Source organism: Campylobacter sp. MIT 12-5580 (assembly GCF_005406235.1).
Taxonomy (GTDB): domain Bacteria; phylum Campylobacterota; class Campylobacteria; order Campylobacterales; family Campylobacteraceae; genus Campylobacter_D.
This window is the reverse complement of record NZ_NXLK01000001.1, coordinates 240,900-263,445: the sequence shown is the minus strand read 5'-3', so window position 1 is coordinate 263,445 and position 22,546 is coordinate 240,900. Positions and strand designations below refer to the sequence as shown.

Genomic DNA, 22,546 nt, shown 5'->3' with positions numbered 1-22,546 from the left:
AAGGGTTAAAATAAACAAAATTATAGTGTTTTTCAGCTATAATTTTGTTTTCAAATACAACTCAAGGCAGAAAATGAAACTAGCCATCATTGATACAGCTTGTGCGAATTTAGCTTCTTTGGAATTTGCGCTTCATAGACTTGGCTTTACTTGTGTGATCTCAAAAGATATAAAAGAGCTTGAAAAAGCCGATAAACTCTTTTTACCCGGCGTTGGAACAGCGCAAAGTGCTATGCTTCATTTACATCAATTTAAGCTTATAGAATTTTTACAAACCACTAAAAAGCCACTTTTAGGCATTTGCTTAGGTATGCAAATCCTTGGGGATTTTAGCGAGGAGCTTCATCAACATACTCTAGGTATTATGCCTTTTAAAACTGAAAAATTTAAACCTAGCACTAATTTTACTTTGCCGCATATGGGCTGGAATGATGTAAAAAGCAAGCACACTCTTTTTAAGGGATTAAATGGGGCATTTTTTTATTTTGTGCATAGTTATTGTGTGGCTATAGAAACTGAGACGATCGCAGTTTGTGAATACTCTCAAAGCTTTAGTGCAGCTGTAGCAAAGGATAATTTTTATGGCGTGCAGTTTCACCCAGAGCGAAGCGGAGAAGCTGGAGAGCTTTTGCTACGCAATTTTATCACTTTATAAGTGTTATTATCAAAAAAGGAAAAATCATGATAACCCAACTTATTCCAGCTTTAGATTTGCTTGATGGCAAGGTGGTTCGCCTTTTTAAGGGGGATTACGCTCAGCAAAAAAGCTATCATTTTGAACCTTTAGAAAAATTTAGACAATATGAAGAAGCAGGAGCAAAATGGCTTCATTTAGTGGATCTGCAAGGCGCAAAAAACCCACAAAATAGACAAATCAAGCTTTTAGAAAAATTAAGCAATGAAGTGGTAGTAAATCTTCAAGTTGGAGGCGGGGTAAGAAATGAAGCAGATATCAAGGCTTTACTTGAAGCAGGAGCAAAACGCGTTGTCATAGGTTCTTTAGCGGTAAAAGATCCAGAATTTACTAGCAAAATGTTAAAAGAATTTGGCGCCGAACAAATCACACTCGCCCTTGATGCCCTGCCAAATGCTGATGGAAGCGATTATTTAATCGCTATTAATGCCTGGCAAGAGCAAAGTGGTAAAAGACTTTTAGAAGTGCTTGATTTTTATGCCGAGCTAGGGCTTAAGCACCTTTTATGCACAGATATCTCAAGGGACGGCACGATGAGTGGGGCAAATATTGAGCTTTACACTCTCATACATAGGATTTTTCCACAAATTGAAATTCAAGCCTCAGGTGGAGTAAGTAGCCTTGAGGATTTAAGACTTTTAAAGGGCGTTTGTAGCGGAGTTATAGTAGGTAAGGCTTTGTTAGATAATAAATTTAGTGTTAAGGAGGCTTTAGCATGCTTACAAAACGCATAATTGCTTGCCTTGATGTAAAAGATGGACGCGTAGTTAAAGGCGTGCAGTTTAAAAACCACCAAGATATGGGCGACATTATAGAACTTGCAAAGTTTTATTCAAATGAGGGTATAGATGAGCTTGTGTTTTATGATATTGCAGCAAGTGCTAGAAAAGAGCGAATTTCAAGGGCTTGGGTAAGCAAAGTCGCTCAAAATATCAATATCCCATTTTGCGTAGCTGGAGGCATAAAAAGCGAAGATGACGCAAGAGAGCTTTTAGCCAATGGAGCAGATAAAATTTCTATCAATTCTCCAGCCTTAAATGATCCAAGCCTCATTGAAAGGCTAGCAAAAAGCTTTGGGGTGCAATGCGTGGTAGTAGGCATTGATAGCTTTAAAGATAAAAATGGAAATTTAAAAGTATATCAATACACAGGCGATGAAAGCACAAGCAAGCAAAGTGGTAAAAATACGCTTGAATGGGTAAAAGAGGCTCAGCAACGTGGAGCTGGTGAAATAGTGCTTAATATGATGAATCAAGATGGTATGAAAAAAGGCTATGATCTAGCTCAGCTTAAAGCAGTGCGTGAAATTTGCGCCATTCCTCTTATAGCAAGTGGTGGAGCTGGCGAGGCAAGACATTTTTTAGAAGCTTTTAAGCTTGGCGTTGATGGTTGCTTAGCTGCGAGCATTTTTCATCAAAAAGTCGTTGATATAAAAGAGCTTAAAGCCTATCTAAAGGCTCAAGGCTTAGATATAAGGATATAAATATGCAAGAAGAACTTATCTCACAAATAAATTGGCAAAAGGTAAATAATCTTTTACCTGTTATCATTCAAGATCACAAAAGTGCTGAAGTGCTTATGCTTGGCTATATGAATGAGGAAGCTTTAAGGCAAAGTTTGAAGCTTAAACGAGTGGTATTTTTCTCACGCACCAAAAATAGACTTTGGCTTAAGGGCGAGGAAAGTGGGAATTTTTTAGATATTATCGAACTTGGGCTTGATTGCGATAATGACACGCTTTTGATCTTGGCTAAACCTTGCGGAGCAACTTGTCATACGGGAAGCATTTCTTGCTTTGAACAAATTTCTAAAAAAGCTGATATGGTCTTTCTAGCAAGACTTGAAAAGCTTATCAACACACGCAAAAATGCTTTAGCTGAAAACTCCTACACAGCAAAACTTTTTCAAAGTGGCACAAAAAGAATAGCCCAAAAAGTCGGTGAAGAAGGTGTAGAAAGTGCCCTAGCAGCTGTAGCTGGCGATAATACAGAACTTTGTAATGAAAGTGCGGATCTACTCTTTCACCTCAGCGTGCTTTTAGCTGATCAAAATTTAAGCCTAAGCGATGTTATAGCCGTACTTAAAGAGAGAAATAAAAGCAAATAATCAATCTAAAACAAAAAAATAAAAGGCTCATCGCAAGACAAGCCTTTTATTTGATTATGCGATCTTAACCTTTCAAAGCCTTAAAATCAGACACAGCATCAAGTTTTTCCCAAGGATAATCCTTTTGTCCAACTTGCCCACGAGCGGCTACATCAGCATAGCTAAAATGTCCGGCTTTTGGCTTATCAAGCTCAAATTTATTTTTGATCCAATTTGGCGTTAAAGCATAATTTTTCATCACAAATTCGCTTAATTTATTATCATCAACGCCCTCATTTGTCCCCATACAATCAACGCTTACTGAGGTTGGCTCAGCCACTCCTATAGCGTAACTTAGCTGCACCACACATTTTTTAGCTAGACCTGCTGCGACTATGTTTTTAGCAAGCCATCTTGCTGCGTAAAGTCCGCTTCTATCAACCTTAGTATAATCCTTGCTTGATTGTGCGCCTCCGCCAATTGGCGAGTATCCTCCAAAGCTATCAACGATGAGCTTGCGTCCGGTTAAACCACTATCGTGTAAGGAGGAGTGATTGACATATTTTCCTGTAGGATTGATTAAAATACGCGTTTTTTCTGGGTGAAAAAGCTCTTTTGGTAAATTTGAATCCAAAATAAGCTCTTTAATCAAAGCCCTCACCTCATCAATGTGTAAATTCTCTACACTTGGGGCTGAAACAACTATGGTGTGTATACTTTGAGGCTTGCAGTTTTCAAAATTGCTTTTATTTCCATAGTCTATAGTCACTTGGGTTTTTATATCAACACCAAGCTTGTTTGGATTTGCCTTTGCGTAGTTATATACCTTATCGCAAAGCATTCTGGCATAAGAAATGGCTGCTGGCATATACTCATCAGCTTCACAACTTGCAAAGCCAAACATTATGCCTTGATCGCCTGCGCCTATTTCTCCGCTTTCTTGATCTACGCCTTGATTAATATCAGGGCTTTGTTCGTTTAAAAACACAAGGGTTTCTACCTCATCAGGATGCAAGCATTGAGCCTTTGTAAAATAGCCCTTGCCATCATAACCTATCTTAGCAAGCGCATTTTTGACTAAGTCTTCATAGTCTTTGAAGCTTAACTTGTGTTTTGACTTGACTTCTCCGCCGATGACAACCTTGTTGCCTGCGACAAAGACTTCACTCGCCACTCTTGAGTCTTTGTCATGACTTAAGAGTATATCCACTATAGTATCAGCGATAATGTCCGCACACTTATCAGGGTGTCCCGGACTAACAACTTCAGAAGTGAATAGATACATTGTTTTCCTTTTGGATTTATTTGTCTAAAAGACAAGAGCGATTATAGCGAAAAATTATTCTTTTAAACTTAATTATGAATCTAAGTCTTTGCAAAGCTTTTCAAAGCTTGCGTAATACTTCCAAGAAGCAAGGATATGAGGGCAGGCTTTTTTGATGAGTTTTAAGTCTTCATCAAGGAGTTTTTTAAATTCTTTTCTTTGGCTTTCATTGTGTTTTAAAAAGTCTAAAAGCTCTTCTTCTTTAAGTAAGTTTTGCTCTGTTTCATCAACTACTTCTTGTAAAGCTTTGCAAAACTCGCCTAGATAAGCTTTTGTGGCTTTAAAAAGCTCTTTACTTGCTTTTAAATGCTCAAACTCAGCCTGAGTTGTATAAATTCCCATGTGCTTGTTAAGCTCGCCTTCATAAAATTCATTCATGATATTTATCATATCTTGATGATCAAAAAGCTGGGAAAAGAGTAATACAAGGCTATTTTCTTTGTTGATAGTGCTGTTTTTGGTATTATTTGGCTTTTTAAGGCTAAACACTTGCTTTATATCTTTTTCATTCACAAAGAGTTTTAGGGGGAATAAATATCTTATATAGCCTTTAAATTCTTTCATTTTAAAAAGTGCTCTTTTGCTTTCATCAGGCTGTGCAAAATCAAATTTCAAGGCTAAATTTTTCATAGTTTCTTCAGCCTTATCAAAATCAAGCTCACTCATATCCATAAAATGAATTTTGGCTAAATTAAAATGAGGCAGCAAGGCATGAGCTAAAAAGCTACTATTTCTAAGCTCGTTAAAATTGATATGAAGCTCTGGCTTTTTATGCCTTAAAAATTCCAAATACGCTCTAAAATCAAAACTTAAATCAAACTCAGGCACAAAATTCCTTGCAACCTTGCTCCAATCCCTACCAACGCAGTGTTTAAGCAAGCTTATAGGATCACGCAAGGCATAGATAATATTTGCATTTTGATCAAGCAGGGCAAGGAATTTATCAAAATCCTTGACATTAAGCTCAGAAAGATTTAAGGCTAAATTTTTAAATCCCCCCCCCCCAGCACTTAAATGCATAAAATGAAAGATATATCTTTCATTTGAATCAAAAGGTAGCACCCAAGAAGCTGCACAAAAGACTCCACAGCATTGATTTAAAAACCTCAAAAAAGCCGCCGCTCCACTCCCATGTGGGGAGATATAAATAAATTTATAATGTTTTGGCAAAGGCAAATTTAAATCCCATGCTAGCTGTGCACAATGCCTACTTGAATCAGTATCAACAAAATTAGGATTTAAAAGCGGAGGATAAGCTAAATGAGCGTAATTTTGAGTAAATTCACTTGAGTTAAGCCAAGCGATGATGTGCTCTAAATTCTCAAGCACAAAGCTAAAAAATTCCTCTCTTTGTGAGTTTTTAAGTGCGCTTAAGAGTAAATTTGCTCCTTGAGGGCTTAGTCTTTGATTTAAGGTTGTAAGAAACTCTTGCAAATATTTTCCTTTTTAAAGCAAATGAAAAGCCTTGTTAAAGCTTGAAATTATGCTTTGCACCTTCGTTTCAAGCTCGTTTAGCTTAGTATTATCAAGCACTAAATGAGGCTTTGGCTCATCAAATTTTATATCAACGCCGACTACATCTTGCATCTCTCCGCTTAAAGCCTTGCTATAAAGGGCTTTTTTATCGCGTCTTTTAAGCTCTTCAAAATCACATTTTACATAAACTTCAAAATAATTTTGCAAATTCTTGCGGTTATAAGCATAAATTTCATTCCACATAGAAATGGCACTGACTACAACTATCATGCCTTGTTTGCTTAAAAAAGAGGCAAAAGCACTTCTTTTTAAGGACACTTCAAGGCGGGATTTTTTATCGTAGCCAAAATGCCCCAAAAGCTCTCTTAGCTCATCTCCATCTAAATAAATCACATTTGATTTGTCTTTGCGTAAAGCCTCGCAAAGTGCCAAAGCTATATAGCTTTTACCACTCCCAGCTAAACCTGTTAGCCAAATGACTGCTCCTTGAGTTAGCATAAAAAGTCCTTTAAGTCAAGCTCTAAATCGCTTTTAAAATCAATCTCACACCAATTGCCCTTTAATTTTACTGCCTTAGCGTTGTTAAATTTATCAATCAAGCCTTGCAAAAAGCTTGTCATGTAGATATTATTATAATTTTGCGCGTCATACAAGGCATTTTTATCTAAGCTATCAAAAAAATCTATAAAAGAAGGTAAAAAGCCATGAGAAATTTTAAAAAGCCCCATGTATTGAGCCTCTATATCAGCTAAGCTCTTGGGCTTTTTGCCAAGCTCTTTGATGAACTCTCCTTCAAATTTTAAAGTCTCAGCATCGCTTAAAATATCATCAAACCTAGCCTCCCAAAGTTTTTGCCAGTTTAAATCCACGCATATACAAAGCTCGCCACTAGCCTGCTTTAAAGCCTCGATACTATCTTTAAAATACACTATATCAGCATAAGAAATGATTAAGTCCTTTTTTTCATCTATACAGCTTTGCAAAAACTCCCTTGCACTAAAAAGTGAATGCAGCATATTCGTGCTGGCATAATTTTTATTTTCAAAAAAAGTATTAAGCTTAAATTTTTTGCGGATAAAGTCTTTTAAAACCTCAAATTTATAGCCTCCAACCACAGCTATTTCATCTATGCCAGCTTCTTTTAGGGCTGTGATTTCATACTCAATCAAGCTTTTATTTTTGTATTCAACCATAGTTTTTGGCTTATCTTTAGTTAAAGGCATGAGCCTTGAGCCAAAGCCTGCTGCTAGGATTAATGCTTTCACTTTTTTCCTTTTTTTAAAATCAAGCCTTGTTTAAGCTTTTTTTAAACTCATCTAAAACTTGGGTATTTTCAAGTCCGCCAGCTCTTTCTATATGCCACATTGTAGCATAAATATTAAGTTTTTTATGCCTAAAAGCTTCTATACTCTCATCATCAGCCTTAAACAAAGCTTGCAAATCCTGCCCCAAAGCATAAATGCTAAAATTATGAAAAGAATTTACTTCAAAGCTCAGTTTTTCTTGCATATCTTTTACCTCGTGCTTGCCTACATGATCTTGACATTGTTTTAGGCTTGAGCCAAAAAAATGCGCGATAAGCTGGGCACCTCTGCAAATGCCTAAAACTGGCTTATTTTTAAGCATGCAAGTTTTTAAAAGCTTGTTTTCATAAATATCTCGCCTTTTGCAAAGCTCATTTTCATTAAATACGCTTAAATCATTGCCCCCACTTAAGATCACCCCAGCTAAAAAAGGCTCGTATAAAGCAAAATCAAGCTCATAGCTTAAAGGCAGGGGTAAAAAGCCTTGAAAATGCTCTTTAAAAAACACTCCCCATTCTAAACTTAAAGCTTCTCTTAGCTCAAAATAGCTTTCATTTTGCACCAATCTTTGAGTAATGCCAATAAATTTTAAAGACAAAATATCAACTCGCTTTCACATTCTAAACGCAATTTTTTTGCACTTAAATATTTTTTAAAATTTTCCTCTCCAACGCCTATTACAGCAGGTAAGCCAAGCTCGCTTGCTCTAATTGCCATGTGTGAGTTTGCCCCTCCATAACAAGTGATAAAACCAGCTATATTTTTAGAAAATAAATAATCATAACCCGGATCAGCTGCATAAATTAAAACTATCTTGCCCTCAAGCTCTTTTTCATGTTCTAAGGCTGTATAGGCTACAAGGCTTTTTTGGGTGATGAAATTTGGAGCTAAACTAGGGGCAAAAAAGCTAAAAATTTGCTCCTTATGAGTGATGAGGCTTGGTAATTTTAAAGCTTGGGTGAGCTCGTATTCGGCTTTGTTGATAGAAATTTGACTTAAAAGCCTTTTTTTAGGGCTTTTTGAGTATAAGGAGGAATAAAGATTTAAAAGCTCTTTGATGTCTAGGTGTGCTAAGTCCTCTTTGTCTATCTCATAATGCCTGCCAAGTTCTTCGATGAGTTTTAAGACTAAGGAAAGCAGCTTTGAAAACTCAAATTTAAGCTCTTCTCTGCCCTCGATCGCTGTTTTTAAGAAGGCAAAAAATTCTTTTGCATTAACGATAAGCCCATTTTCTTTCAGCAAAATATCAAGCTCTTTAAGCCTTTTAGCACTGAGCTTAAAGGGCTTTTCTTGATGTAGTGGGGTTTTGTTTTGTTTTTCATCAAAATAAAGCTCAAAAGCTTCATCATAGCGAGGTGAGAGTATATTATAAGTGCCTGCTCTTAGGTGCCCAAAATGAGCTAAAAAGGCTTCTTTGTTAGAAGAGTCTAAATTGCAACTTGCAAGGCTTAGTTTTTTACTAATGGTTTGGAGTGAGTTTAAAAACAAAGCCCTTTCTTCCTTGCTTAAAAAGCCTATTTCTACAAGAGAATTAAGCATTTGCATAGCTACAAAAGCAGCCCTTGCTACGCCTGCAAAAGGTAGTGTCCCATACCTCTTACAATCTTCTATAGCCCAATAAATCTTATCTATGAGTGAAATTTTACTTTTTTCTAGCTCTTTAAAGCTAGTTTGTAGTTTTTTGCATTTTTCTATATCTTTAAGATAAAGCCCATTTTTTGGATCGATGATGGAATTTGTAAGATTTAAGAGGCTAAATTCTATGCGTTTAAGCTCATTTTCATTAAAGCCTTCTTGTAAAAGTGGAGCAAGTTTTTGAGAAAGATCAAAATCATAGCTTGAAAAGACTATATCAAATTCTATCTTATCATGCAAATAAGGATTTTTCTCAAGCTTAGCAAGATAATAATTAGCAAGCTTATTAGCAATGCTAGCTTCTAAATCTTTTGGGATAAAAGAATTAAAAGAAAGCCTCACATCTATATAAGCAATGCCTAAAAATGAGTGCATTAAAGGATGAGAGCGTAAATTTTTATAGCCATAATTATCCCTTTGATACGCCCAAATATTATCTGTTACAATCTCTTTATAAAGGCTAAGAGCTAGACGTTTTGGCTTTAAGCCTATGATTTCAGCTGGATTCCAATCAGGCATAACCCCAAAAATAGCTTTTTTACCATAGACTTCAAGCCTTGAGTTTTGCAAGGATTCAAAGCGTTTAGAAAGCCTAGTTAAAGCCTCTTTTGGTAGGGCTTTGAAAAGATTAAGCTTGTTTTTACTCACTAAAGGACGCACCTGCAAGCAAAAAAGCTCTTCCTCGCCCTTAAATTCAGCAAAAGCAAACTCAATATCCAAAAAAGCACTGCCAAAAAGCCTTTCAAGCTCTTTAATGAGTGTGATAATCCTTGCTAAACGCTTATGCTTAGGTAAAGGGGCATTTCTATAATGAAAAAAGCTCGTAAGCTCTTTAGCACTGCCATCAGTTATGCTTGCATTTGAGCCAGATTTATCATACTGGATACAAAAATAAGGGCTAAGATTATCCTTATCTACGCTAAAAGCTACCCCACAAAGCTTGATTTGAGTAAGCATGGCTTGAATGAGAATTTCATCATCTTCATGAGGCATAGAAGAACCTACTTCTTGCAGGGCTTTAAGCAAGGCTGACTCATCACTAGCTTTAATATTTGCAAGGCTTAAAAAAGCGCCTGCATTTGAGCTAGCCTCGCTATCTTCACTTTTTGAAGAACTTCTTATGATGAGGGTGTTAGCATGCAAAGACTTGATCTTTTTTAATTCGCCTTGTTGATCTTTTTTAAGCTTACTTAAAGAAGTGATGACACAAGGTAAAACCTTAGCTGATTTTAAAACACTTTGTAAAGCAAGTAAATTCCTTGCCTTGCTTTGAAAGTTTAGTTTTTGCATGCTTTGTTTCATTTACTTTTTCCTTAAATTTAAGCCTATTGCTTTTTTGCACTCCAGCTTCTGGTGGTGTATTTTATCTTAAATTCGCTTGGAAGTTTCTTTTTAAACTCTTCACAAATGGCTTCAAAAAGCTTTTTGCCCTCATTTGTATCTAAGTCCCAGTAAGGATTTTTCACACTTTGCCATGCTAAAATATAATTTTGCAAGCTTTGATGAAAATAAAAATCCTCTTCTAAATACACTATGGTGTCAAAAAGTTCTTTATGCTTTTCTATAAAGCTTCTTTGCTCTTCCCTGCGAACACCTCTTTCATAACTTGGCACAAAATGCGTGATGATAGCCTCAGCTTCTTTTTGCACCGCATCATTTAAATCCCTATGATTCCACATGCATGAAAAATACGCTCCTTTTTTAAGCACTCTATAGGCTTCTTTTAAGGCTAGGTTTCTATCCATGACATTAAAACTGCTCCCAAAGGTAAGCCAGTCAAAGCTTTCATTTTCAAGTCCAGATTCAAGCCCTGTAGCGCGTATCCATTCTATATCTTGTCCCTTTGTTCTATCAATGCCAATTTCTCTCATCGCATCATTTGGCTCAACAGCTACTACTTTGCAGCCTCTTTCAAGTAACATTATACTTAAATTTCCTGTGCCAGCTCCTATGTCAGCTACCCTTAAGGCATTTTGATTTGCTCCTTTTGCTAGGCATAAAAGCATGTCTATACTCTTTGGTGCGTAGTTTGGGCGGTATTCATAAAATTTAGCGTGCTTGGTATAATCCCAATTTTGTTCAACAAGTTTTTGCATTTTTTCCTCTTTTTTTTGCGTGAAAACTCAAGCCTAAAAAGAGAAAAATTTGCTAAAACTTATCTTATTTATCAGCCTTTCTAGCCGTCCAGGCACGAATTTTATAAGGCACGATAAGTTCATCAAAACAAGAAATTTTTGCCTCAATCATGGCTAAAATTTCTTGCCATCTTTTCTCTCCTGCTTGAGCTTGTATATCATTTACAGAGTGCCAAGCTCCTAAATATCGCTCTTTGCTCCATTTTTCACTATAATCACACTCCATAAAAAAGCAGTCTGTAAAATCCCCAGTTGAAATGAGAACTTCTTCCCATTTTTTGGTGTTTTGCACCCCTGAACTCACACGAGTAAGCTCTGGAACAATATTCTTAATTTCCTTTTCGATCTCATCAAAGACTGAGCCTTCTATGATATGACGTGGATTGTAGATGATGGAAAGGTAAGCCCCCCCCCCCAGCACTCTGGCAAACTCTGGCAAGGACTTTTGCGGATCAGTCCAGTGAAAAGAACTTGCCATTATAAGCCAATCAGCCGAGTTTGAAGGCAAATTCGTTTGCTCTCCGCTACCTTTTAGCCAAGTAATATCAAGCCCTTTAGTATCAAGCTCACCCTCAGCTCTCATCGCATCATTTGGCTCAACAGCACTTACCTTAAGCTTTAAATCCTCACAAAGCATACGCGTAAGCTTACCAGTGCCAGCTCCAACCTCAGCCACTCTAAGCTCATTTCTTGGCTTTTGTGTGTCATTAATGCAAGCAAGCAACTTTTCAAGCAAAAAAGCACTATAAGCAGGGCGGTTGTGATAATGTTTAGCAACCTGAGTAAAATCCCCTTGTTTCATTCTTTCTCCTTTTTTTAGTATAAAATTTTCTTAATTTTTTAAAGCAAAATACAAAAAGCAATTATAGCTTAAATTCGATAAAACCTTTTTTTGTTCTTTAAATCTTGTTTATTTTAAACATTTTTTAACTTTAATTAATCTTTTCCATCTAATTCCTCACACATTTTTTCAAATTCATTGTAGTATTTCCAAGAAGCGATGATATCAGGGCGAGTTTGTTTGATATCTATTAGTTCTTTTTTTAAATGAAAATAAAGTTCTTTCTTTAAATTTTCTCTATCATTGTAATATTGTAAAATTTGCTCTTTGCTTATTTGAATAGCTTTTTGTCTTTTTATCTCATTTTTTAAAGCTGGCATAAAACCTTGCAAGTATTTTTTAACAGCTTGAAATAGTTTTTTATTCTCTTTAAGGCGTTGCCAATCTTCATGATTGATAAAAATCCCACATTCTTTAAAAAGATTATTATTTTCGTGCCACTTCTCATAGTCTGGATAAAGATTTTCGCTCACTTCTTTATTAAATTTGCTTTGAAATTTGATAAGTCTCAAGGCGACAGCAAATTGCACCCCATCTTCTTTTTTCTTTAAACTTTCTAAATTTTCAGGACTTGTCTTACCCTCAAAATAAACATTATCCATGTCATCATTGTGAGCTAAGATTATACAAGGTAGCATTCCATAACAAGGGGAATTATGCTTGCAAGCAAATTTTTCTTTTGCTTCTAGTCGAGGCTTTGAAAAATTAAAAATACTAGCTAATTTACAAAATGTATCATAACATCTATCTTGAGCTAAATCTTCAATATCAAGATAGTAAATTTTATCTTGCTTAAAATATTTTGTAATGGTATGAAAATAAAAATCACTTAATGCCATTATATGTTGATTGCAAAATCTATCAAGAGTAGGTTCTGATGCCCCATTACAAAAATAGCGAACAGTATCGATGCTCTTTTTGAAAGGAGTGCTTAAATTTATATTAGCAAAAATTTTACCTGAGGTATGCTCTCCCATATAAATCCAATCGATGTGATTAATAGCAGAGCCCATTCTTCCAAAAGGATCACGAGTATTGAAAATAATTTTTTTATCTTGATAATAGGCTAAGATGGCACAAATTTTTTCTATGCATTGTTCATATCCGTAGCATATAAAATCAAGTAAATTATAATTTTCTTGGGTATGAAGCAATTTTTCATAAGATTGTTTATAAAAGCTTTCACTATTTTGCCCATTACCAAAGCCATTTACATAACGAATTTTACATTCTGGAAATATAACATAATACATCATGGCATGCCCACTTACTGCTTTCACAATAGCCATAAAATCAAACTTATCAGGCAAAGCTAAATTCAACTCCCAAGCCACTTCAGCTGGTATATCATTATAAGATAAAGTTTCATTTGCATCAAACTCATCTTCATTGGCATTATTTTCACTAGTTTTATCAAACTTATTTTTATTTATATTTTCTTGATTTATATTAAAGGCTTTATTTTTATTTACTTTCTCATTCTCTACACTCTTTTGCTCTTTCTCTAAATTTGCTTGCAACACATCACAATCAAGCAAGGCTGGATAAGAATGCTTAGTATCAAGGTATTTTTCTTTAAATTTATCTGAAGCTAACCAAGTTTGTATAGTATCTATATGAGTAAGTATAAAGTCTAAACTTTTAAAATTTAAATCTTTAAAAGAAAAAGAAGCTTGATGAAAAAGCTTGGGATTAAGTTTTTGAGCTTGAGTAAAATAAAAGCTTTCATCTTCTTTAAGTAAGCTTAGTATATGACCTTTATTTATATGAAGTTCTTGTATAGTGTCTTTAAGGTGTAAAAAGTTCTTATGCATAAGCTTAGCTTCTTTGATGTATTCAAAGAGTTTTAAATACCCTCCCTTATACCAAGATTTATCAGCTTTAATAAAAGCTTGTCCTAAAAGATAAGCTAGATGAAATTGACATATTACAGCTTCATGATAATCACTTAAGCTTTCAAGCTTTGCTCTTTGAAGTTCTGGAAATATTTTTATGATTTGTTTGTAAAGTTTAAGTTCTTTGTAGTGTTGCTTTTTTATATGATAGAGTTTATAGACTAAAGAAAGGTAAGCCCCCCCCCCCTAGAGTGAATTTAACAAGAGCATTTTTTTCTTTGAGTTTTTTATCAGTGTTTATAAGTTCTAAGCCTATTTTATAAGAAAGAGTATTTTTAATCCTTTGTGAAGCTGTGAGTTTATGCATTTGTGTTTTTTCTCCTTAATTGGACTTAATTTTTAATGTATTTTAGTGATACATCATTTGTGGTTGTTTGTTGTTGTTTTAAATTTATTCTTTTTAAAAATGAAAAAGTATTATATCAAAAAAAAAAAAAACGAAAGGGGGAGTTTGGGGGTTTTTTGGAAAATTTGGGAAAATATAAATAAATTTGAAAAAGTTTTGAATTTAAGCTTGATTTTGATAGAATTTATAAATTTTTTACACAAAAGAAAGGCTTTGCATGCTTTCAAACCTAATTTGCAAATATAAAAACGGCAATTTAATCTTACAAATCTTCATCGGTATCATTGCTGGTGTTCTTCTTGGAGCATTCTTGCCTGAGTTTGTACCTTATGTCAGTATTTTGGGCGATTTATTTATAGGAGCTTTAAAGGCTATCGCGCCTATTTTAGTATTTATACTCATAGCAACCTCTCTTTGCACCAAAGACTTTTCTCAAAGCAATCACAAAATGAAAAATATCATCTTTTTATATATCATCGGCACTTTTTTAGCTTCAGCAAGCGCTGTTGTTATAAGCTTTGCATTCCCTGTTGAGCTTGTTTTAAACGGAGTTGAAAAGGCGAGTAATTCTTCGCCTGAAAGCATAGGTATGGTTTTTAAAGACTTGCTTTTTAAGATCGTTGATAATCCTATCAATGCCCTTGCAAATGGCAACTACATAGGCATTTTAACTTGGGCTATAGCCTTTGGTATGGCGATGAAACATTGCTCAGCTCACGCTAAAGAGCTATTTGTTGATATCAATCATGGCGTTTTAAAGATCGTTAAATTCATCGTCAAACTTGCTCCTTTTGGTATCTTTGCTTTAGTAGCTCATTCTATCGCAAGCACTGGCGCAGCTGGCTTAATCAGCTACTTAAAGCTACTTGTGGTGCTTGTTTTGACTATGTTTTTTGTGGCTTTTATCATCAATGCTCTCATCGTTTTTATCGTTACGAAAAAAAATCCTTATCCGCTCATCTTTATCTGCCTTAAGCAAAGTGCGGTTTTTGCCTTTTTCACACGAAGTTCAGCTGCAAATATCCCTGTAAATATGGCACTTTGTGAAAAGCTTGGCGTGGATAAAAACTTATATGGAGTTTCTATCCCCTTAGGAGCTACGATAAATATGGCTGGAGCAGCTGTAACCATAGCCGTTTTAAGCCTTGCAGCAGCTCATACTTTGGGCATACATATCAGCCTTTTTGAAGCTATACTTTTAAGTATAATCGCTACTTTTGCAGCGTGTGGAGCAAGTGGAGTAGCTGGAGGCTCTTTGCTTCTTATCCCTCTGGCTTGCTCTTTGCTTAATATTGACTATGATATCGCTATGCAAGTGGTGGCTGTAGGCTTTGTTATAGGCGTGATACAAGATAGCGTTGAAACAGCCTTAAATAGCTCAACTGATGTGCTTTTTACGGCGATTTGTTCTCAAAATGAGCTGAATTTAAAGATATAGGAGAAGCTATGAGACACCTCATCACGACAAGGGATTTTAGTAAGGACGAGGTTTTAGAGCTTTTTAAACAAGCAAGTGAGTATTTAGATGAAAAGCCTAGAGCTACGCTTAAAGGCAAGAGTATCACGACTATCTTTTTTGAAAACTCTACGCGCACACTTTCTTCTTTTGAAACAGCTGCAAAAAGACTTGACGCTAAAGTTTTGCGTCTTGATGTTTCAAGATCAAGTTCAAGCAAGGGCGAAACTCTCTTTGATACAGCTGCAAATTTAGACGCGATGAATCCAAGTGCCATAGTGGTGCGTCATCAGCACTCTGGAGTGCCTGCTTCTTTGGCAAAATATGTGCATTGTCCTGTTTTAAATGGGGGCGATGGCAAGCACGCTCACCCTACTCAAGCCCTGCTTGATCTTTTTACTATCATGAAAGCATATAATGGCGAGGTAGAAAATAAAACTATCATTATCGTTGGAGATATCAAAAACTCAAGAGTAGCTGCTTCAAATATAGAGCTTTTGAGTCGTTTTGGCTTAAAGATCATCTTAGTTGCCCCACCTCATTTTATGCCAAATATCAAGCTTGAAAAAACCTATAAGCTCAAAGACGCCATAGAACAAGCTGATATTATCATGAGTTTAAGAACGCAAACTGAAAGACACCAAAAGCAAATGTATGGCTCTTTAAAAGATTATGCAAATGATTTTTGTATCACTAAAGAACGCATTAAAGATAAAAAAGTCATCATCTTACACCCTGGTCCAGTGCATAGAAATATAGACATTAGCGATGAAGTATTAGCCGATCCTCGTTCTTTGGTTTTAAAGCAAGTCAAACACGGTGTAGCCATTAGAATGGCGGCTTTAAAAAAACTTATCTTAGAAAATGAATAAAGGAAAAAATGATGAAAGAAAATTGGAATTTAAAAGATTTATTTGAAACTGAAAATGAGCTTGAAAGAACTATACAAGAGACACAAAAACAAAGTAAAGCTTTTAAGCAAAGCTATGAAAACAAGCTTGAAACGCTTTCTTATCAAGACTTTGAAAAAGCCATAAAAGAGTATGAAAGCCTTTTAATCAAGCTTGGTAAGATCATGACTTATGCATATTTGAACTTTGCAAGCGATACAAGCAAGGGTAGCTTTTTAGCAAAATGTGAAAATGAATGCAAGCAAAGTGAGGAAAATTTACTCTTTTTTGAACTTGAGTTTTGCGAACTAAATGAGGCAAAAAGCAAAGAATTTGCAGCTCACTTAAAAGAATATAGCTTTTATCTAAACAATCTTTTAAAAAACAAAAAACACAAACTCAGCCAAAAAGAAGAGCGAATCATCTTAAATCTTTCTAACACTGGAGCACAAGCCTTTTCAAGACTCTTTGATGAAAGCCTAGCAAGACTTAAAATCCCTTTTGAAAACGAGCTTTTAAGCGAAGAAGAAATACTTTCTAAAATGTCAAATGCGGATAGAAAAGTGCGTAAAAAGGCTGCAAAAGCCTTTAGCAAAGTGCTTGAAAAAAATGCCCCACTTTTAACTTATATCTACAATATGATAAAAACTGAAAGGGCAAGCATTTGCAAGCTAAGAGGCTTTAAAAACGCCGAAGAATCAAGACATCTAAGCAATCAAATTTCACAAAATAGCGTTGATGCGCTTATAAACTGCACAGAAAAAAACTTTGATCTAGTGAGTCAATTTTATAAAAAGAAAAAGCAAATTTTGGGCTTTAAAACATTAAAAGATTATGATAGATACGCTCCTATTGGCAAGGATATTAGCATGGAGTTTAGCGAGGCAAAAAGCATAGTTTTAAAAGCTTTTAAAAATTTTAGCCCTACTTTTTTTGACATAGCTAATGAAGCTTTTGAAAAAGAATGGATTGATATTTACCCAAAAGAAGGCAAAAGAGGCGGGGCATTTTCTCACTCAGCTACGCCAGATACGCACCCTTATGTTTTGCTTAATTATACCAAAAAAAGACGCGATCTTTTTACTCTTGCTCATGAGCTTGGACACACCATACATCAAAAACTTTCTTATAATGTAAGCTATCTTAATCAAGACACACCCTTAACTACAGCTGAAACAGCCTCAGTTTTTGCTGAAATGCTTGTTTTTGATCTCTTAAAAAAAGAGCTGAAAAAAGATGAGCTTATAGGGCTTTATGCAGCAAAGATTGAAGACATTTTTGCCACGCTTTATAGACAGATCAATTTTACCACCTTTGAACGCAGGATTCACGCCCACGAGGATGAACTTAGCACAGAAAAGATCAATGAAATTTGGATGCAAGAAAGCAAAAAAATGTTTCAAGATAGTGTGATTTTAGGAAAAAGATATGCTTCTTGGTGGTCTTATATCCCACATTTTATTCATAGTCCATTTTATTGCTATGCTTATGCTTACGCACAGCTTCTGGTTTTAGCTTTATATGGACTTTATAAGAGCAAGAAATGTGAAAATTTCACCCAGCTTTATATCAAAATGCTATCTTTAGGAGGTAGCAAAGATCCAAAAGAGCTTATTGGCATGTTTGGCTTTGATATAGAAGATAAGCATTTTTGGGATATAGGCATAAAAGAGATAAAAAAACTTGTTGATGAATTTATGGAGCTTGAATGAAAATAGAAAATTTCCTTGCTAATGCTGATTTTGTAAAGCTTATGCAAAAACATTGCTTTGAGATTATCAAAAGCTTAATGGCTCAAAAAAGTGAATTTGGCGTAGTTGCAAAGACAAAATTTATCGATTTTGATCCACCTTTGCCCGAGCATTTAGACCTTAAAAAAAACCCTTATGCTTTATTTGCTTTGGCTGGCTATACCTTTGAAAGTATTGAGCTTAATGAAGAGCAAATCACCTTTCACGCTGGTTTTGGACTTGATGACTTTGCTACTTTTGTAAGTATTGATCTAGGAGCGATCACGCAAATTCAGATCGAAAATGATGTTGTTTTTGTGAATTTTTCTCATTATGAAAGAAAAAAAGACGATAAAGAACTCACTCAAAACTCGATCAATATCTTTCTTAAAAATCCAAAAAACAAAGCCAGCCTTAAAAAATGAAACTCTTTGAAGGGCTAAATGAAAGCCAAAAAGAAGCTGCAAGCCATCTTGAAGGAGCTATGCTTATCCTAGCTGGAGCAGGCTCTGGAAAAACTAAAACTATCACCACTCGCCTAGCTTATCTAATCGATGAAGTAGGCATTGACGCAAGCCAAAGCCTAACTTTAACCTTCACAAACAAAGCTGCAAATGTGATGAAAAGCAGAGCCTTAGCACTCATTCAAAAACAAAAGCTTGCTAGTCCCTTGCTTTGCACTTTTCATAAATTTGGGCTTTTATTTTTAAGGCTTCATATAGAAAAACTTGGACGCAAGAATGATTTTTTAATCATTGATAGTGAGGATAAAAAACGCATTGTAAAAGAACTGGTTAATGAAGATAAAAAGCTTTCAAGCACAACTTTGAGTGCATATATCTCAAAGCTTAAAAACGAAGCTACAAGCGTGGAGGATTTTTTCAAAGACTTAGAACTTCTTAAAAACCAAAATCCAAACCCAGCCGCTCTTGAAGAACTCGCGCGGGTGTATAAACTCTATGAGGCTTTTTTACTGCAAAATAATCTTGTGGATTTTGATGATTTATTGCTTTTAACAAGTCAAATTTTAAATGCTGATGAAGTTTTTAAAAAAGAGCAAAGTAGGCATTATCAATACATAATGGTCGATGAGTATCAAGATACAAATGCCTTACAATACACCATCTTACAAAGTCTTTGCGCAACACATCAAAATATAGTCGTTGTGGGCGATGATGATCAAAGCATTTATGCGTGGCGTGGAGCAAGGATAGAAAATATTTTAAATTTCCAAAAGCAGTTTGATAAGGTTAAGCTTGTTAAACTAGAGCATAATTACCGCTCAAGTTCTCAAATTCTAAAAGCTGCAAACACCTTGATAGCCAACAATGAAACAAGGCTAGGAAAAATACTCATCAGCACTAAAGATGAGGGCGAAGAAGTGCAAATCATAGAAAATTTTGATGAAAAAGCCGAAGCTAGTTATATCGCTTCAAAGATCAAAAAACTTCTCTTACAAGGCATAAAAGCAAGCGAAATCGCCCTACTTTACAGGGTAAATGCCCTTTCTCGCTCACTTGAAGAAGCTTTTATGCGCGAGAAAATCCCTTTTAAGATACTTAGCGGAATTCGTTTTTATGAAAGAGCTGAGATTAAAGATATGATCTCTTATCTTAGACTTATTCACAATCCTCACGATGATTTTTCGTTTAAACGCATTATCAACCGCCCAAAACGAGGCTTTGGCAACAAGGCTTTAGAAAAACTTGAAAATTTAGCCAAAACTCAAAAAATCTCGCTTTTTCAAGCCTTGCAAAGCACACTTGATACGAATTTTTTCAGTGCAAAGCTCAATGAAGAATTAAAAAAATTTGCAAATGAACTTCAAAACTTGCGTGAATTAAGCCAAAACACAGATTTAAAGACTTTATTTGCAAGTTTTGAAAAAAGCTTTGGCTTAAAGGAGTATTATGAAAACCTCATTGATGGCGAGGATAGAGTGCAAAATATGGACGAGTTTTTTGCTAGCCTTAAAGAAAAAGCAAGAGATTATGAAAGCCTAGATGATATACTCAATGAAATTTCTTTGCTTAGCGATCAAGATGATTTGGAAGGTGAAAGTGTTTTTTTGATGAGCATACACGCAAGCAAGGGGCTTGAGTTTGATTACGTTTTTATCATAGGGCTTGAGGAAGGCTTTTTTCCTTTACAAAATGACATAAATGAGCTTGAAGAAGAGCGAAGGCTTGCGTATGTAGCCATCACAAGAGCTAAAAAAGGCTTGTTTTTAAGCTATACTCACTCAAGATTTTTTAGAGGCTCAAGAGCACAAATTCACAAAAGTAGATTTTTAGATGAAATCACAAATGAAAACAAAGATAAAAAAGAAGAGCCAAAAAATGCCGAATTTAAAAAAGGCGATTTAATCAAACACAAAATTTTTGGCATAGGCAGGGTTATAAGCGTATCAAATAAAGGCGAATTAAAACTTAGTATAAATTTTGGCGGTATAGAACGCACTTTACTTGCTTCTTTTGTGGAAAAAATTTCATGAACAAACTTTTTGTAGCATATAAACCAGCAAATATCAGCTCAAACGCCTTTTTAGGCACCTTAAAGAAAAAATACAAAGTCAAAAAAGCAGGCTTTTCAGGCACGCTTGATCCCTTCGCAAAAGGTGTTTTAATCATCGCTTTTAACCAATACACCAAACTCTTCCGCTTTTTAGACAAAACACCCAAGCGCTACAAAGCGACAATCTGGCTAGGAGCAAGCTCAAAAAGTCTTGATAAACACAATATCACAGAATTAAGCTTGCCTTTAGCCTTTAGCAAAGAACAGATCAAAAACACACTTATCAAAGGCGAGCTTGAGTTTATCCCACCGCAATTTAGCGCAAAAAGAGTGCAAGGAAAAAGAGCTTATGAGCTTGCCAAAAGAGGTGAAAAAGCTGAGCTTAAAACATGCAAAATGTATATTTATGAGTGTAAAATACTGCATTATATGCACCCTTTTTTAAGCATAGAACTTAGCGTTAGTGAGGGTGCGTATGTGCGTTCATATTGTGAGATTATCGCTTCAAGGCTTGGCGTAAAAGCTACTTTAAGCGCACTTGAAAGGCTAAGTGAGGGAAAATTTGTATATAATGATGAAAAAAGCTTAAATGTGCTAGAATACTTAAATTTAAAACAAAACTCGCTTTTGGATATAAATAAGCTTGAAAATGGCACAAAAATCAGTCTTGATGAGCTTGAAATTCAAGATGAAGGCGAGTATTTTATCGAGGATAAAGATTTTTTTAGTGTGATTGCTATCAAGGATAAAAAGGTAAAATATCTTTTAAATAAGGTGGAAAAATGTTGATTTTATCAAGAAAAGAAAATGAAAGCGTGCAAATTGGCGAGGATATAGAAATTAAAATCATTCAAGTAAGCAAGGGCTATGTTAAGATAGGCATAGAAGCACCAAAGTCTTTAATGATACTAAGAAAAGAGCTTATCGCACAGATTAAAGATGAAAACCTACACTCTATCATCAGCTCTGATATCAAACTTGATGATCTGAGTCAAAAGCTAAAGCAAAGCAAATGAAAGCATACGCTAAAGCAAATCTTTTTTTAAAACTTATTGGACTTGATGAGAGAAACTATCATCTTTTGCACTCTCGTTTTATCTTGCTTGAAGATTTTTTTGATGAGCTTTTTTTAAGCACTGAAAAATCAAAAACCGGCTTTGAGCTTATCAGTGATTTTTACTGCGAGGATAATATCATTTTTAAAGCTTTTAACGCCCTTTGCAAGGCTGGCTTTAAAAATGAGCTTGAAGAATGCTTTAGCAAATACAGCCTCAAACTCATCAAAAATATCCCTCAAGGTGGGGGACTTGGTGGAGGAAGTAGTGATGCAGCTTGTTTTTTAATGCTGATGAATGAAACTTTGAATTTAAAAATTCCTCAAGAAAAACTTATGCAAATTGGCTTTTCTTTAGGTTCTGATGTGCCGTTTTTTTTAAGTCAGTATAAATGCGCTCATGTCAGTGGCACGGGGCAGTTTATCACGGAGTTTGAAGATGATTTGCCAAAACTTGAGTTTATTTTTCCAGCTATAGAGTGCAAAACGCCTTTGATTTATCAAGAATTTGATCACAATCCACATGATTATAAAGCCAATGAAAAGCTTGCCTTAAAGCTTCTTACGCTTAAAAATCATGAGCTTTTTGAGTATAAAAATACAGAGCTTAATGATTTATTTACTCCTTGTATAAATTTGTATCCTAAAATGCTTTCTTTTATGCAAGAAAACTTTTTTTTAAGTGGTAGTGGAAGTAGCGTATTTAAGGTGGTTTGATGAAGATTATTGCGCGCAATAAAAAGGCTTTATTTGATTATGCCATACTTGAACGTTTTGAAGCTGGAGTGGTACTTAAAGGAAGTGAAGTTGTGGCTTTAAGGGCTGGCAGAGCGAATTTAAAAGATTCTTTTGTAAGAGTGATTAAAGGCGAGCTTTTTTTACTTAATGCTCACATTGCTCATCTAAGCACAACAAATTCACATTTTAAACACGAAGAAAGAGGAGCAAGAAAGCTTTTAATGCATAGAAAACAAATCGACAAACTTTTTGGCAAGGTCTCACAAGATGGCTTAACCTTAGTCGTTTTAGAGCTATATTTTAACGCTAAAAACAAGGTCAAAGCAAGCCTAGCCTTAGCTAAGGGCAAAACCTTGCATGATAAAAGAGAAGTTTTAAAGAAAAAACAAGCTGATCTTGAAGCAAGAGCAGCTTTGAAAGGGATATAAA

General features: G+C 35.2%; 23 protein-coding genes. 13 read left to right on the top strand and 10 right to left on the bottom strand.

Annotation, left to right across the window (positions count from 1 at the left end; genetic code table 11):
* The first annotated feature begins 73 nt into the window (after positions 1–73).
* Genes hisH through hisIE form a run of 4 tightly spaced genes read left to right on the top strand, consistent with a single transcriptional unit; the run spans position 74 to position 2,800 of the window.
* Positions 74–655 (top strand): imidazole glycerol phosphate synthase subunit HisH, encoded by a 582-nt coding sequence (gene hisH, locus CQA38_RS01295; RefSeq protein ID WP_137632199.1) that lies wholly within the window; start codon positions 74–76, stop codon positions 653–655.
* 29 nt (positions 656–684) lie between these two features.
* Entirely contained in the window at positions 685–1,428 is a 744-nt protein-coding gene (gene hisA, locus CQA38_RS01290) for a 1-(5-phosphoribosyl)-5-[(5-phosphoribosylamino)methylideneamino]imidazole-4-carboxamide isomerase (protein ID WP_137632304.1), read from the top strand.
* Positions 1,410–2,177 carry an imidazole glycerol phosphate synthase subunit HisF gene (gene hisF / locus CQA38_RS01285; RefSeq protein ID WP_137632198.1) on the top strand — a complete coding sequence of 256 codons (768 nt, stop codon included), beginning with the start codon at positions 1,410–1,412 and terminating at the stop codon, positions 2,175–2,177. Before hisA ends, hisF begins: the two co-directional genes overlap by 19 nt.
* A 2-nt stretch (positions 2,178–2,179) precedes the next feature.
* A complete protein-coding gene (gene hisIE, locus CQA38_RS01280) occupies positions 2,180–2,800 on the top strand; it encodes a bifunctional phosphoribosyl-AMP cyclohydrolase/phosphoribosyl-ATP diphosphatase HisIE (protein ID WP_137632197.1) in 621 nt (206 codons plus the stop codon).
* A 64-nt stretch (positions 2,801–2,864) separates the two neighbouring features.
* Here the strand turns inward: hisIE and metK are convergent, their stop codons facing one another.
* The 10 genes from metK to CQA38_RS09175 form a co-directional block, all read right to left on the bottom strand.
* Complete coding sequence (metK, locus tag CQA38_RS01275) at positions 2,865–4,064, bottom strand: methionine adenosyltransferase (RefSeq protein WP_137632196.1); 1,200 nt, start codon at positions 4,062–4,064, stop codon at positions 2,865–2,867.
* A gap of 72 nt (positions 4,065–4,136) precedes the next feature.
* A complete protein-coding gene (locus CQA38_RS01270) occupies positions 4,137–5,537 on the bottom strand; it encodes a DUF2972 domain-containing protein (protein ID WP_137632195.1) in 1,401 nt (466 codons plus the stop codon).
* Positions 5,538–5,549: 12 nt separating this feature from the next.
* Positions 5,550–6,077, bottom strand: a complete 528-nt coding sequence (locus tag CQA38_RS01265; protein ID WP_137632194.1) for an adenylyl-sulfate kinase — start codon at positions 6,075–6,077, stop codon at positions 5,550–5,552.
* Positions 6,071–6,844 (bottom strand): phosphocholine cytidylyltransferase family protein, encoded by a 774-nt coding sequence (locus CQA38_RS01260; RefSeq protein ID WP_137632193.1) that lies wholly within the window; start codon positions 6,842–6,844, stop codon positions 6,071–6,073. Before CQA38_RS01260 ends, CQA38_RS01265 begins: the two co-directional genes overlap by 7 nt.
* A gap of 19 nt (positions 6,845–6,863) precedes the next feature.
* Positions 6,864–7,481, bottom strand: a complete 618-nt coding sequence (locus CQA38_RS01255) for a gamma-glutamyl-CDP-amidate hydrolase (RefSeq protein ID WP_137632192.1) — start codon at positions 7,479–7,481, stop codon at positions 6,864–6,866.
* Positions 7,472–9,808 carry a PEP-utilizing enzyme gene (locus tag CQA38_RS01250; RefSeq protein ID WP_137632303.1) on the bottom strand — a complete coding sequence of 779 codons (2,337 nt, stop codon included), beginning with the start codon at positions 9,806–9,808 and terminating at the stop codon, positions 7,472–7,474. The genes CQA38_RS01255 and CQA38_RS01250 overlap by 10 nt, the downstream gene beginning before the upstream one ends.
* A gap of 35 nt (positions 9,809–9,843) precedes the next feature.
* Positions 9,844–10,614: a class I SAM-dependent methyltransferase gene (locus CQA38_RS01245; protein WP_137632191.1), complete on the bottom strand. Its 771-nt coding sequence runs from the start codon at positions 10,612–10,614 to the stop codon at positions 9,844–9,846.
* 64 nt (positions 10,615–10,678) lie between these two features.
* Complete coding sequence (locus tag CQA38_RS01240; RefSeq protein WP_137632190.1) at positions 10,679–11,455, bottom strand: class I SAM-dependent methyltransferase; 777 nt, start codon at positions 11,453–11,455, stop codon at positions 10,679–10,681.
* A 134-nt stretch (positions 11,456–11,589) separates the two neighbouring features.
* Positions 11,590–13,308: a DUF2972 domain-containing protein gene (locus CQA38_RS01235; RefSeq protein ID WP_137632189.1), complete on the bottom strand. Its 1,719-nt coding sequence runs from the start codon at positions 13,306–13,308 to the stop codon at positions 11,590–11,592.
* A 235-nt stretch (positions 13,309–13,543) separates the two neighbouring features.
* Positions 13,544–13,696: a hypothetical protein gene (locus CQA38_RS09175; protein WP_170999456.1), complete on the bottom strand. Its 153-nt coding sequence runs from the start codon at positions 13,694–13,696 to the stop codon at positions 13,544–13,546.
* A gap of 256 nt (positions 13,697–13,952) precedes the next feature.
* On the opposite strand from CQA38_RS09175, the gene sstT reads away from it, so the two are divergent.
* Genes sstT through smpB form a run of 9 tightly spaced genes read left to right on the top strand, consistent with a single transcriptional unit; the run spans position 13,953 to position 22,545 of the window.
* Positions 13,953–15,173 (top strand): serine/threonine transporter SstT, encoded by a 1,221-nt coding sequence (gene sstT / locus CQA38_RS01230; RefSeq protein WP_137632188.1) that lies wholly within the window; start codon positions 13,953–13,955, stop codon positions 15,171–15,173.
* 8 nt (positions 15,174–15,181) lie between these two features.
* A complete protein-coding gene (locus CQA38_RS01225; RefSeq protein WP_137632187.1) occupies positions 15,182–16,063 on the top strand; it encodes an aspartate carbamoyltransferase catalytic subunit in 882 nt (293 codons plus the stop codon).
* Positions 16,064–16,074: 11 nt separating this feature from the next.
* Positions 16,075–17,793, top strand: a complete 1,719-nt coding sequence (locus tag CQA38_RS01220) for a M3 family oligoendopeptidase (protein ID WP_137632186.1) — start codon at positions 16,075–16,077, stop codon at positions 17,791–17,793.
* Entirely contained in the window at positions 17,790–18,236 is a 447-nt protein-coding gene (locus CQA38_RS01215) for a hypothetical protein (protein ID WP_170999455.1), read from the top strand. Before CQA38_RS01220 ends, CQA38_RS01215 begins: the two co-directional genes overlap by 4 nt.
* On the top strand, positions 18,233–20,305 hold the full coding sequence (locus CQA38_RS01210; RefSeq protein WP_137632185.1) for a UvrD-helicase domain-containing protein: 2,073 nt from the start codon (positions 18,233–18,235) through the stop codon (positions 20,303–20,305). The genes CQA38_RS01215 and CQA38_RS01210 overlap by 4 nt, the downstream gene beginning before the upstream one ends.
* A complete protein-coding gene (gene truB, locus CQA38_RS01205) occupies positions 20,302–21,114 on the top strand; it encodes a tRNA pseudouridine(55) synthase TruB (RefSeq protein ID WP_137632184.1) in 813 nt (270 codons plus the stop codon). Before CQA38_RS01210 ends, truB begins: the two co-directional genes overlap by 4 nt.
* Positions 21,108–21,341, top strand: a complete 234-nt coding sequence (gene csrA / locus CQA38_RS01200; RefSeq protein ID WP_137632183.1) for a carbon storage regulator CsrA — start codon at positions 21,108–21,110, stop codon at positions 21,339–21,341. Before truB ends, csrA begins: the two co-directional genes overlap by 7 nt.
* Positions 21,338–22,096, top strand: coding sequence for a 4-(cytidine 5'-diphospho)-2-C-methyl-D-erythritol kinase (locus tag CQA38_RS01195; RefSeq protein ID WP_137632182.1), 759 nt, complete (start codon positions 21,338–21,340; stop codon positions 22,094–22,096). Before csrA ends, CQA38_RS01195 begins: the two co-directional genes overlap by 4 nt.
* Entirely contained in the window at positions 22,096–22,545 is a 450-nt protein-coding gene (gene smpB, locus CQA38_RS01190) for an SsrA-binding protein SmpB (protein WP_137632181.1), read from the top strand. Before CQA38_RS01195 ends, smpB begins: the two co-directional genes overlap by 1 nt.
* Position 22,546 lies beyond the last annotated feature (1 nt).

Bases quoted from the DNA above. Each gene is read 5' to 3' on its own strand.
- smpB (WP_137632181.1), top strand. From the start codon at position 22,096: ATGAAGATTATTGCGCGCAATAAAAAGGCTTTATTTGATTATGCCATA.
- CQA38_RS01265 (WP_137632194.1), bottom strand. From the start codon at position 6,077: ATGCTAACTCAAGGAGCAGTCATTTGGCTAACAGGTTTAGCTGGGAGT.
- hisH (WP_137632199.1), top strand. From the start codon at position 74: ATGAAACTAGCCATCATTGATACAGCTTGTGCGAATTTAGCTTCTTTG.
- CQA38_RS01235 (WP_137632189.1), bottom strand. From the start codon at position 13,308: ATGCATAAGAACTTTTTACACCTTAAAGACACTATACAAGAACTTCAT.
- csrA (WP_137632183.1), top strand. From the start codon at position 21,108: ATGTTGATTTTATCAAGAAAAGAAAATGAAAGCGTGCAAATTGGCGAG.
- CQA38_RS01210 (WP_137632185.1), top strand. From the start codon at position 18,233: ATGAAACTCTTTGAAGGGCTAAATGAAAGCCAAAAAGAAGCTGCAAGC.
- CQA38_RS01215 (WP_170999455.1), top strand. From the start codon at position 17,790: ATGAAAATAGAAAATTTCCTTGCTAATGCTGATTTTGTAAAGCTTATG.
- CQA38_RS01245 (WP_137632191.1), bottom strand. From the start codon at position 10,614: ATGCAAAAACTTGTTGAACAAAATTGGGATTATACCAAGCACGCTAAA.
- metK (WP_137632196.1), bottom strand. From the start codon at position 4,064: ATGTATCTATTCACTTCTGAAGTTGTTAGTCCGGGACACCCTGATAAG.
- CQA38_RS09175 (WP_170999456.1), bottom strand. From the start codon at position 13,696: ATGCATAAACTCACAGCTTCACAAAGGATTAAAAATACTCTTTCTTAT.
- sstT (WP_137632188.1), top strand. From the start codon at position 13,953: ATGCTTTCAAACCTAATTTGCAAATATAAAAACGGCAATTTAATCTTA.
- CQA38_RS01195 (WP_137632182.1), top strand. From the start codon at position 21,338: ATGAAAGCATACGCTAAAGCAAATCTTTTTTTAAAACTTATTGGACTT.
- CQA38_RS01220 (WP_137632186.1), top strand. From the start codon at position 16,075: ATGAAAGAAAATTGGAATTTAAAAGATTTATTTGAAACTGAAAATGAG.
- hisF (WP_137632198.1), top strand. From the start codon at position 1,410: ATGCTTACAAAACGCATAATTGCTTGCCTTGATGTAAAAGATGGACGC.
- CQA38_RS01250 (WP_137632303.1), bottom strand. From the start codon at position 9,808: ATGCAAAAACTAAACTTTCAAAGCAAGGCAAGGAATTTACTTGCTTTA.
- CQA38_RS01240 (WP_137632190.1), bottom strand. From the start codon at position 11,455: ATGAAACAAGGGGATTTTACTCAGGTTGCTAAACATTATCACAACCGC.
- CQA38_RS01225 (WP_137632187.1), top strand. From the start codon at position 15,182: ATGAGACACCTCATCACGACAAGGGATTTTAGTAAGGACGAGGTTTTA.
- hisIE (WP_137632197.1), top strand. From the start codon at position 2,180: ATGCAAGAAGAACTTATCTCACAAATAAATTGGCAAAAGGTAAATAAT.
- truB (WP_137632184.1), top strand. From the start codon at position 20,302: ATGAACAAACTTTTTGTAGCATATAAACCAGCAAATATCAGCTCAAAC.